Annotated in this window: 10 protein-coding genes (1 of these 10 only partly in view); 7 read left to right on the forward strand and 3 right to left on the reverse strand. The window is 36.1% G+C overall.

The window, feature by feature from the left end; translation table 11 throughout:
- Window positions 1-348: 348 nt before the first annotated feature.
- Together CLV95_RS10750 and CLV95_RS10755 are read right to left on the reverse strand one after the other, a co-directional pair.
- On the reverse strand, window positions 349-1,194 hold the full coding sequence (locus tag CLV95_RS10750; RefSeq protein ID WP_002727677.1) for a ParB/RepB/Spo0J family partition protein: 846 nt from the start codon (window positions 1,192-1,194) through the stop codon (window positions 349-351).
- Window positions 1,178-1,930, reverse strand: coding sequence for a ParA family protein (locus CLV95_RS10755; protein WP_002727692.1), 753 nt, complete (start codon window positions 1,928-1,930; stop codon window positions 1,178-1,180). The genes CLV95_RS10750 and CLV95_RS10755 overlap by 17 nt, the downstream gene beginning before the upstream one ends.
- A 239-nt stretch (window positions 1,931-2,169) precedes the next feature.
- Between CLV95_RS10755 and CLV95_RS10760 the strand changes: the two genes are divergently transcribed.
- The 6 genes from CLV95_RS10760 (at window position 2,170) to CLV95_RS10790 (ending at window position 9,474) form a co-directional block, all read left to right on the forward strand.
- Complete coding sequence (locus CLV95_RS10760; protein ID WP_002733509.1) at window positions 2,170-3,540, forward strand: helix-turn-helix domain-containing protein; 1,371 nt, start codon at window positions 2,170-2,172, stop codon at window positions 3,538-3,540.
- Between the two features lie 2 nt (window positions 3,541-3,542).
- Complete coding sequence (locus CLV95_RS10765) at window positions 3,543-4,553, forward strand: hypothetical protein (protein WP_002727693.1); 1,011 nt, start codon at window positions 3,543-3,545, stop codon at window positions 4,551-4,553.
- A gap of 81 nt (window positions 4,554-4,634) precedes the next feature.
- Complete coding sequence (locus CLV95_RS10770; RefSeq protein WP_107694950.1) at window positions 4,635-5,642, forward strand: hypothetical protein; 1,008 nt, start codon at window positions 4,635-4,637, stop codon at window positions 5,640-5,642.
- Between the two features lie 90 nt (window positions 5,643-5,732).
- Entirely contained in the window at window positions 5,733-6,119 is a 387-nt protein-coding gene (locus tag CLV95_RS10775) for a phosphatidylinositol phospholipase (RefSeq protein ID WP_002731066.1), read from the forward strand.
- 645 nt (window positions 6,120-6,764) lie between these two features.
- A complete protein-coding gene (locus tag CLV95_RS10780) occupies window positions 6,765-6,980 on the forward strand; it encodes a hypothetical protein (protein WP_016749231.1) in 216 nt (71 codons plus the stop codon).
- Window positions 6,981-8,025: 1,045 nt separating this feature from the next.
- Complete coding sequence (locus CLV95_RS10790) at window positions 8,026-9,474, forward strand: MBOAT family O-acyltransferase (RefSeq protein WP_032850933.1); 1,449 nt, start codon at window positions 8,026-8,028, stop codon at window positions 9,472-9,474.
- On the opposite strand, the gene CLV95_RS10795 is transcribed toward CLV95_RS10790, so the two are convergent.
- The gene (locus CLV95_RS10795; RefSeq protein WP_002727712.1) at window positions 9,459-11,009 is read right to left on the reverse strand and encodes a hypothetical protein; all 1,551 of its coding nucleotides are present in this window, start codon (window positions 11,007-11,009) and stop codon (window positions 9,459-9,461) included. The genes CLV95_RS10790 and CLV95_RS10795 overlap by 16 nt on opposite strands.
- Before the next feature lie 139 nt (window positions 11,010-11,148).
- On the opposite strand from CLV95_RS10795, the gene CLV95_RS10800 reads away from it, so the two are divergent.
- On the forward strand, window positions 11,149-11,582 hold the start of the coding sequence (locus CLV95_RS10800) for a hypothetical protein (RefSeq protein WP_002727667.1). The gene runs 1,162 nt beyond the window's last position; the window shows 434 of its 1,596 coding nt (coding positions 1-434); the start codon lies at window positions 11,149-11,151; its stop codon lies beyond the right edge, outside the window.

The following is an 11,582-nucleotide window of genomic DNA, read 5'->3' on the forward strand; positions in this document are numbered from 1 at the left end:
AAAATACATTAATTTTAAGCAAAAATTCCGAAGAGAGTTGACATTATCCGACATAATGATACTTATGTCTCATCCAACAACATTCCTTCGGGAAAATCCGGCCCCTGGTTAGCCAGGGGAATTTTTTTGTCCGGACTCGAATAAAGATACATTCCTGACCCAAGTCACTTTGGATCTGAATTTCGTACTATATTTCCGTTTACTATATTATGTCACATTAAACGATTGTGGGCAGAGTTTGTCAATCCCATTGGGTTCATTTCCTTTTGTTTTTGGAAATTTCTTTTGCTAAGTACTTGTATGTACTTTTAATGTCATTTAACAATTTTGTTAAACGACATTAAGGAGTTATGCGGAATTGAATTTTTTACGGATTTCTTTTTTGATTAGTTTAAAAATATCACCTAACAGTTCTTCGTTATCAGAACTAATTTGAATTAGACCTTGTTTTTTTGTGATCTTATATTCCGTCGAATTTAAATTTGAAACTTTTGGGGTTGGCGCACTTGTAATTTTAGGTGTGGACAAGTTTTCCTCTTCCCGGTTAAAAGATTTTGCATCTTTAACGGTTTTAAGTGCACCCGTTTGAAATAAATTTAAAAACTCAGAGAAGGTTCCTTTTCGAGAAGCCGCAACTGCTTGGATCAATAAATTTTTACTTTCAATTCCTGCTTCTTTGCAGGATCTAAGTTCTTCTTTGCTTAGATTTGAAATTCCAAGAAGCTCCGTCATGTAACTTCTGCTTTTTCCAAAGAGAGTTCCTAATTCTTGATCTGTATATTTGAAGCTATTCTTTAAGTGTGACATAGCTTCCACTTCTTCATAAGGGGATAAATTTTCTCTTTGAAGATTTTCTATAATTGCAAGTCGAAAGGTTTCTTTTTCGTCCCGGTCTAAAATTTTACATTCTATTTCTGCCCAGCCTAATTGTTTCGCTGCGTGGTATCTTCTTTCTCCGGCTACAATTTTATAGTTCTCATCTTCCGGATTTTGTTTTGTGACAATGATTGGTTGGAGTAGTCCGTCTTTGTCTAAACTTCTCGCGAGGTCTTCGATTCCTTTTTTTCGATCTTGTCTGGGCTGGTTTTCGGATGGAAGAATTTTATCGAGCCGAATTTTACGAATAGTCCCCTCCAACTTTTCGGCTTGGAATACATCTGCGAGAGAGCCGAGTCGTTTACTTTTTGAGCTCATTTAAAAACTCCTCTATAAACCCTTCATATTCCTGGGCTTGTTTACTCGTCTTGTTGTATTCAAATACCGACTTTTTAGCAAGATGGGATTCTCCTACTGCAACTCCATCGGAGATGCTTGTTTCGAAAATTCGGAAGTATTTTGTTAAAACGGGTACAATAGTTTTCGTCAAAAGTGTTTGAGGCTTGAGTTGAGTAACTAAGGCCCCTAAAATTTCAAGGTTAGGATTGATTCTTTTTTTGATGCTTGTGATTGTTTGTTGAAGTCCTACAATTCCATCTACGGAAAATTTTTCAGCCTGAAGTGGAATAATTACGTAATTCGATCCGACGAGTGCATTAATCGTAAAAATAGATAAGCTAGGTGGACAATCGATGATACAAAAGTCGATCCCACTCACACTTTGAAGAGAGTCTCTCAGGATATAAGGCGCATCTACGGAATTTCCGGAAAGTGTTTCTACTTCCGCAAGATTCATTTTAGAAGGGGCCAAAAAAAGATCGGGTAGCCTCGTTTCAATCATGATTTCTTGAATAGTCATTTTTGAGTTAAAAACTCCATGCATCGATTTCTCAATACCCTCTGGATTTGTAAAAATACCGGTTGAATTTGCTTGAGGATCTATATCAACGAGCAGAGTTTTTTTTCCTCTTCTCGCAAGCCCCATGGATAAATTAAGAGAGGTTGTGGTTTTACCTTCTCCACCTTTCTGGTTTGCTATGGATACAACTATCATGAATTCTACCTTTACTCTATTGTCGGATATCCGACATTGAATCCTTATTGATACAGAATTTTGGCTCGCGGAAATTTTATCTTCAAAGATCGAATAAAACCTTTTGCTTTCGTTTCCAGGTGAGGCCAAGGTTTTCTGTCTTCAATCATTTATCCAAAATTAGTATTTTTTCCTGAAATTATTGCTGTTTAAAAGACGTTGTCGGATGTCCGACATTCCATCTGTACTTGGTTGACAGAATGCTTAATTTTAAACATCTTTCTTTTGTGCATCCGTCTTTATTCAATCTATTGTTCTCAGAACGTTCTTCTCCTAAAAACAAAAAGGAAGAATTTTCGAATATTTTAGGTGAATTGGTCCGAATTTCTAATGGAGTCTGCGGAGTTTTAACACTAAGTTTTGATCGTGGTAAAACCCTGGAAGAAGTTGCAAATGTTGGTTATAATGAAGATGGCTTTTTTTATTCTTTTTTAGCCAGAACTACCGGGAATTTAGATAAGCTTAATCTAAGTTCTGATTTTTTCCCTCTCTGGTTTTCTTCTATTGAAAACGATCTTTTTCACTCGAAGGCTGTTGGCTGTTTGGTCGGTGGAATTCGAGAGGATTCTTTTTTGGAAGGTTTTTTTCTGGTTGAATTTCTAGAAAAACCTACTGATGCAATCCTTGCACTTTGGGCTTTCGTTTCAAAAAAAATCTCGGAAAACCCCCGTCCTAATATTCCAATTTTGCGTGCTCATTCTTCCTTTTTGGCTCAGGCCAATTTAAAAAAGGAAAGTCTTGGACAATTTTTGGCTGAAGTTTGCGAACAACAATCTTGGCCAGATTGGCTCGAAAGAAAAAATTTCTGGATTCGAATCTCAGGGCCATCCGGTTCCGGAAAAAAGACCTTAGGTAAATGGTTGCATCGAAATTTAAGTCCGGAAAAAGGAATTTTGGTGATAGGCTTTTTGCCTGAACAGATTTCCAAATTGGAAAAATCTTTAGACGAATGGATTCGAATGACCAATTATGGGACAATTTTGATCGAAGGAACGGAAAAATTTACCTCACTCCAGCAGAAATTTTTTTTCAAAATTCTTTCTGAGGATTCTCGAGACTTTCAACTGATTTTTACGGAAACTCCGGGTATCGAGCCAACTGAAATTTTCAGGCCATTCCGAGAACTTCTCCCTCAAAGGACGATTGTGGTTCCGGGCTTGGATGAGTTTAGTTCTTCCCAAAAAAAATCTTTGATTGAATTGATTTTAGAAGAATTGAAGGAGTCCATGGGTCGTGAAGATCTTCGGTTGTCTGAAGAAAATTTACATAAGGTTCTAAAAATGAATTTTGGTAAAAATCTTTCGGGCTTGCGTAATCTTTTAGAAGAATCTATTTTAAGTTCTTCTGGGTCAGAAATCGGAATTCTGGACCGAAAAGAAGGCCAAGATCGGATTCTAACGATTCCCGATTCTGAGGATCTCGATCTTCGAAGGGCAGTAGAGGCGGTGGAAAGACAGAAAATTCTTCTAGCCCAAAAATTGTTCAGCGGAAATCAAATTCGAATGGCGCGTGCTCTTGGAATTTCCAGAGGATCTTTACAGTATAAACTCAAACAATTGGAGATTGGTTAAAAGTGGATCTCGACTCACTCTACGAAGAACGAAAAACTCCCGGCGGATTTTTAGTTAAAGTTCGTCTTGCAAAAATGACCTATGTCGTTTTTACCCAAAAAGGACCTGAGGTTCCTCGAGGTTCGAAAAATAATTCAATAGTCGTTGCGGTTCCAAGAGTCGTTTTTTTAGGATCACAATTTAATCTTTCTCACTTTCGCCTTGGTGAGTTGAGTTTTGTGAATGTAAAACAAAGTAAACTTGTTATCCCTTATCAACATTCCAATTCGGGAAATGAGGTCCGGACTATTTTTTTAAACAGCGGAAGTGATTGTGACGTTCTTCCGGTAGTTGTGTATCATTTTCAAAATAGTGGGGATTTGATTCGATCTAGGGAAGAGGGTGTGGAAATGCACCATCTCGTTTTGGATGAGTCTTATCCTCGCCAAGATCTGATCACTTTGAAAATTCGATTTCCGTCTCTGAATATGCTGATTGTTCGTAAAAAAGTAGTCGCTCATAAAACACCTGAGTCTCCGGCTGAAACAGACAAAGGGAAAGAATCCGGAATTGTAGATTTCAATAAGGTTAGAGCGGCAGACATTATGGATTCCGGAAATTTAAATATTCATTCTGGAAATCCGGTATTTTTAGCTCGGATTCATTTGAGGAGAATGGATCTCGAGAAAGTAAAACAACTTCTTTTAGATTTTCAGTTAAAGCCGGAAGAAGTTTCCTTTATTCGAACTTTCTTTGCCGTTATGATTCGGAATGAATTTGAAAAGGATGAGTTGAAACAGATCAAACAGAAACTTCTCAATCTAGATGAAGGTTTTCGTTTGGCCGAGCTGATTCTCGAGATGAAAGTTAATAAGTTTGAGATAGAACTTGAAAAAAACTTTGGTCCTGAAATCGCAAGTATGTGTTATGCACTTCTTGAAAAAGAACAAGATCGGGCGGAAGAGGAAGAAAAAAGAATTATTCTCTGGGAATGGAAGTTAAGGGTGAAGCGTCTTTTTCGAAAAAACGCATGAGAATTTTCTTAAAAAAACTCTAAAAAATGGTAAAAAAAGCTTCCTTTTTCTGGAAAAATAGACAAATTATAGAAAAATACTATGTTTTTTCGAACGAGAACGATATTTTTGGCGCACTTTTTGCTTGCTGGGCTTTTGGGGCTTGGAATGTCAGGCGAATTGTCAGCTTCTGAAAGTGAAGTTTTAAAGGTGTCGCAAGCTCTGGTCCATCAAGAAGAGGTGGATCGGGTTTTGTCCGTTCCCGTTGCTCGTGAAACTTCAACTTTGGATCAGGATGATTTTTTTGTTTCTAATTCAAAGGCAATTGGAAAAACAAAATCTTATCGAGCGAATTCAATTTGGAAAGAAGTTTTATCTTCTGGGATGTATAACATTGCTACAAATTTCCAAAGTTTACATTCTAATTTTCAAAATTTCGATTTACGATTTGAAGATACTACTTTATCAACTATTCGGAATTTTTCCACTGAAACTCGAATGTCGATTTTAACAAAGTCAGATTCCGGTTCAGTATTATCTTTGGAAGATTTTGAAAAGTCGAAAATAAAAAATATTTCAGGTCGTAGTAGAGAAACTGTGGTTTCCTATATGATAAGGAATTTTTTGACTTTATCTTTGTTTCAGAATCTATTTTGCTCGGAAGTTTCTTTAGTATTGTTAGAGAATTATATTTACCCATCTCAACAAATCAAATTAGTGGGAAATTTAGCGAAAAAAACGTTAATTCAAATAAATCAATTCGATAAAAATCGAAAAGAATTTTCAGTTCGTTCTTTTCCAAATCTTGTAAGAGTTCCGACTTTTCTAAGCATTTTCCCGTGGTCGGGGGAATTGATATTTCTGCATCAAAAAGAAGAAGCAAATCAAATATATTCTCCTATCTTCTCGTTTGTTACCAGGGCAATGAGATTATTGCACTTACCTTTTGTTAACGCCTACCAACATTTCGAACGATTTGCTTCGAAGATTCAAACGTATGCATCACTAAAGACAGTTGAAATTGAAAGGAATCATTCTCCAAAAAAAGAAGATATTTCTTTTAAAACACCACCTAACGAGGGAGTGATCGAAACGAAAGAAAGGGTATAACCTTTTAAACTAATTTCCGTATGGAAATCCGCTTTTTGGTAAAAGTCTAATTTTGTTTGTTTTTCAACCTATGGTTGAAAATCTTTGTCTATGGCTTCTAAAGTAAAACGATCTTCTTTTCAAAAATTGCTGAACGCAATGAAAAGAATGTCTCTTGAAGTAAACGATTACGAGATTTGTAGGCGTCTCGAAACGATTATGATGACTAGCAAAGAGGACTTAAGCCAAGTCGTTGTAAAATCCCTTCTTGATAATCCATTAGATTTTGACCCAAAAACATTGCCCGAGCCTTATGGACAGTATATACGACATTTTATATACATGGTTAAAAGAAATAAAAAACAGGGAATTGATACAAATTTCGACATATCGAGTAATTTAAAATCTTCCGAAAAACAGATACTATCAATTGAAAATTCCGTAAAAAACACACCATCTCCTAAAAAAGAAAAATCTAAAAAAACTTCAAAACGCTAGAATTTCTCCTTACCTAAGCACAGGAAGAAAGGTCAAAAATTTGAATGCCGGTAGATGGCTATTAAAACACTGTAAAGTAGGCGTGCGACAGCCTTTTTGCGACGATGTAGACAATAATTGGGCAGATAGGTAAATGTTTAAATTTGGGCATGTTTACAAAAGGGCATTTCCGTGAGAAAATCCACGAGGTTAATTCATCGAAGTGAATCTATTAAATCGAAAATGAAATAACAAAAAACTATCATTGGATTGACAAATGAACTGTTTAAAAATGGGCGGTTATTTGGCGTAAGTTTTCTTTTCTTATAGCTTTAGCCTAAATTTAGGCAGAATTCTATAATAGTCCACCCGCCAGATAACTTTTAAATAAATTAGCGGGTTCATCGGCTTTTAGTAATTACTGCTCACTCATACATAAATAATATATGGGATTTTTCAGAAAAATTACTTATTTCAAAAATAGGCAAAAAAGTAATAAAACAGAAAAAACATCTCTTTAGAAATAATATTTTCAGGAACAAGGGCTTGGCTGAGCGGGCGCCTGTGCCACTTTGTCATGTGTAGCGAAAGTTCCTGCTGATGTAGAAATGTCAGAAAAAGGTTTACGACTATTGTATTTTTTTAAAAATAGAGTAACAAAGAATTATGGCTGAAGTAATTAAATTGCGAGTTAAATGTCACGCCTGTTCTTATATGATAGAAGGTTCGGCAAAGTACGGAGCAGGACATTATGTTCCAGAGGGCATTGATTTTGAGTTCGTAGCAATTGGAAAAATAGAAACTTCTAAAGGGAAAAGGGTGAAAGCTGAAATTTCGGCAGTTTGTCCCAATTGCGGAGTAAAAAATAAGTGGACTATTTGATTATATTTAATCAATATTATTGTTTATAATATTGACCTTATTTTTTGATTTTTTCTGTGTTTGTTGATATAGCTATGATTTGAAAATGTCGTTCTTCGATGATATGTGATAGTGTTTTTATAATTGTTTGTACGATTTTTAGAAGAATACTAGTACACATGAATTCGATGTAATAAATATGAAAGTGATTGTGGTGGAAATTCTGAAGAAATTAGAACATCATGCTGTAATTCGAGTGATCAGCATTTTAGTTTCAACGCGGTCCAATCTTTGCTTGCAAAGGCTGGATTCGCCCAAACTTCTATATCAAACTTACGTTAATACCGGTTTTTTAGAATTCCTTTTTAACAATTATAAACTTAAATGTAATGACTTATAAACGATCAAATCTTATCTGCCGATTTTACGGCATTGAAAGTGATTTTAAAATAATTCTATTTTCTATATCCAACTATGCCTTTAAATTTATGTGGACAGTTTTTGGTTTTCACTTTTCTACTACACATTTTCAAGTAGGATATCGCTTGTGGGTAGTGACTTTTTTCTCCTAAGAGTTTGTCCCAAAACCCAGAATGTAGAAACGAGTGTGACGGCATAAAGTCTATTCGCCGATAGACTACTACTCATCTCTACATAATAGAGTGTCTAAAATTCTTCATCAAACGCGGGATTTATGCTCAAATTAACGGTACTCTGTTTTATAGGGATCAGTAATCTGTAAGAACTCTTTCGTTTTGTGAAAAATTCACGATGATATTCTACGAAGTTTTGGGACAGTTCAAAGTAAAATGTTTATCTAAAAAAGAGACAAAAATAGAACTTTAAGATGTGAAAGTTCCTGTGTTTTATCGGAATGTATCGAATGGTGTAGTTGATTTCTCTTAAGATTTTGAAATAAACACTAAGAAGTTATCTCAAAAATACCTGAGAATGATCAGGATCGGCTTTTTAAATGAGGATAAAGTATTTTTAAGTTAGGTTTTAAAAACAACTGGAGGATTTCTGTTTTGTCGGAATTCTGGATTTGGATACAATTTCGGTTTCGATGAACTTTACGACCCCACAATATTTTCTTTTTTTTACAATCGTTTGGTGTGTTCGATGGGTTTTTGCCGCGGTTTACCCAAGGAGAAATTCATTTGTTCTTGGTTTTTTACTTTTGGCCAGTTATTACTTTTATCTTTCTTGGGACTATCGTTTTGGGGTTTTAATTTTTTTTACTACAATCTTGGATTATTCCGTTGGAAGAGCTTTGGGTTTTCAGAGAAATCTTCGTGAAAGAAAGGTTCTTCTTTTTCTTTCATTATTGGGTAATCTTTCCGTTCTTGGATTCTTTAAATACTTTCATTTTTTTATGGATTCATTTTTGACCCTTTTTCATTCCCTCGGTTGGCAAATTTCTGCGCCGACCTTAAAGGTCATTTTGCCTGTTGGAATTTCGTTTTATACGTTTCAATCTCTTAGCTATTCGATCGATGTTTATAGACAGCGGATTCAACCGGAAAAGAACTTTTTCCATTATGCCTTATTTTTGTCCTTCTTCCCTCAACTTGTTGCGGGGCCGATCATTTCCGCAAAAATCCTTTTGCCTGCGTTACGTAATATGTTTAGCTGGGATAATGTTCCTCTTCGGGAAGGGGTTTGGCTGATTCTTTTAGGTTTTGTGAAAAAGGCAGTGATTGCAGACCGTATTTCGGTAATTTCCGATTTCGCTTATCAATTTCCGGAGTCGATTTCAACTTTTTTCGCGTGGTTGGGAGTTTTTTCTTATTCGATCCAGATTTACTGTGATTTTTCCGGTTATACGGATATCGCCATCGGTTCTGCACTTCTTTTGGGAGTTCGTTTACCCGAAAATTTCAAGCTTCCTTATACTGCTACAAGTTTTTCCGATTTCTGGAGAAGATGGCATATTTCTCTTTCCGGTTGGCTTCGAGATTACCTTTACATTTCTCTTGGAGGGAACCGCATTGCTGATTTTACCACGTACCGAAACCTTTTGATTACTATGCTTCTCGGCGGGCTTTGGCATGGTGCGAGTTGGAATTTTGTGATCTGGGGTTTTTTACACGGGATCTTGTTGGTTTTGGAACGATGGTTTCGGGATTCGGTGAGTTTTCCCTGGAAGGAAAATTCTATACTTCGTCATGGAATGAAATTCTTATATCAAATTTTTGTAATTCTTTCCGTTTGTTTGGTTTGGGTTTTTTTCCGTTCAAAAACGTTTTCTGGATCGATTGGACTTTTCAAAACTTTATTTTTGTTTCGTAAAGGCATCGAACCGACTTATACGATGCAGAGTCATTTTTTTACGATTCTTCTTTTTATGATTTTGGCCACTTGGATTGGTAAAAAGGAGGAACTTTCTGAAGCCTTTTCCCGTTTTAGGGAAGATCTTCACTGGAGCCTTTTTGCTTTTTTAAGCGCTTTGGGCTTTATTACGGGTGTTGTTTTGACCGTGGAAACGAAACCCTTTCTTTATTTCGTTTTTTGAAAAGGTTTGCGCAAGGTCGGTCCGATTTTACGGAAATCTGCGTAAAAATAAATTTTTAATTCTCCACACTGCGTATTTTCGGTCGGTGTTCCATATATTTCTTGAATACGATTTTCTCCTAATCCTTGGGTAAAAACAGCGACAGTTCCCGGATAGTTTTTGAGATACCATTCTCGATTTGAAATCGTATGAGAACCTTCTAATGTTCCATATGCAACATGAATCGATGGAATTCTCTTTTTAGAAAAAACTCGGATTCTTTTTGCGGTCCAAAAGTCGGAAATAACGAGTGAAATCGGCGTTTTTTCGGAAATTTCATCCACACATTGCGCTTCCTGTGGTACTGTCCGGAAAAGACGATAAAACGAATTCTCGATATTTTGAGGTGTTTTTTGTCTTATAAACAAGAGTAAAATAAATAAAAGGAAGAATATTGTCGGTGTCAAAGTTCGCTTTGAAAACTCGGTTATAGAGAGTAGTAAAAATGGGGCCAAAATCAAAGCAGGAGACACATAACGTAGGCTATACTCGTCGATATACAATCCGGTTAAAATCGGTGCAAAGAAAAGAATCGCGAATAAGAAAAATAAAAATGCGGTCGATTTTGATTTTTTAATCCTTATCAAACTAAGAGCCAATGCAATGATTAAGATCGAAATTAAAATTACAGGAATTGGAACCTTGCCCTTGAATCCGGAAAGAATCCAAGCCTGTGCCTCCATAAAAAAACGGGTACCGTCCATTACTGCTCGAGTCAGAGAAAGGTTGATGGGAATTTTTCCCGACCTTTCGATGAACAAAAAAGATTTGAGAACCTCATGTAAGATCAACCCTGCAATCCCCGAGATGATCAGAATTTTGGAGCTTTCCGGAAATAAGCGCTTCCATCCCGATCTTTGGTTCTTTGGTGCCTGAGAAGGGAATAGGAATCCTGCCAGAATTCCGGGAACAATCAACTCTACGAGTAGGATGCGATCGGATGCGACTGTGAGTGTAATCCAAAGGATTAAGATCCATACTTGACGTTTTTTGAATGTTTTATGGATCAGCGGCCAGGCGTATAGGGTTACGAGAAACGCGCTCGTATGAATAGAGGGTAAAAATATAATATAAAGAGTTGGAAAATTTTTTGCGATCAAAAGTAAAAGCGAAATAAGCAGTAAAATCCAAGATCTGACTCGCCTTATTTCTTTGGAAGAAAGAGGTTTCCCTTTTCTTTCTTCTCTTGCGAAAAGCCAAAAACGTTCCATCAAAATGGTAAACAAGATCGTTTGTAAAAATGCGAAACAAATTAATGCCTTTTGCGCGTTTTCAAAAATCAAAAGAAGAACGGATATAATCAAAAAATCCGGAAAAAAATAGGGGGAAGGGGTAAAGGACCAGGAAAGAAAATTTCCTCCATCAGCCAATACATCCAAGGCGAGTGTAGGAAGGTAAAGGATATCCGAGTTAAGATAGATTTCTTGTGGGCTGAGGGCTAAAGAAAAAAGAAGAGAGGCAAAAAATAAAATTAAACTGAAAACGTATCGTAACATTTTGACTTTTGAAACAAACTTATCATAGTATTGTTTTCATACATCCATCAAGGGTAAAGTTAAAAAAGAAGTTCCTGGACATAAGCTTGGACTTTAAGAAATTGTAGTTTTGGAGTATTCAAAAAAAGGAACATTTATTTTGGGTCAAAGGGAAAACATAAAGTCTAAGGCCGGTGAATCTAAACGTACAAATAACGGATTTCTTTTAACGGTCGGGATCTTGATTTTGTGTCTATTGGATTTTCTTTTCTTTCGGGTTTTGATTTGGAAAGTTCCGAATGAATCCCCTTGGAGCTCAAATCACTTTTATAATTTTTTATACGAGTATTTTGCACTTCGAGAAAAACAAAAAAGCCACCCTAGAATTTTGATCGTAGGTTCGAGTATCGCTCATTATTCTTTCGATAGAGAATCATTTCGTAAGGAGATTTTCGAAAGAACCGGCAAAGAAGTTGAGGTCGAGTTTCTTTCTTACGCGGGAATGACTCCTCTGGATGTATGGCTCTGTCGTAACAAGATCGTGGAATTAAAACCTGATTTTGTCGTTTTTCCAATCAACTTTATCGATTGGAG

Source organism: Leptospira borgpetersenii serovar Javanica, assembly GCF_003046425.1.
GTDB classification, from domain to species: domain Bacteria; phylum Spirochaetota; class Leptospiria; order Leptospirales; family Leptospiraceae; genus Leptospira; species Leptospira borgpetersenii.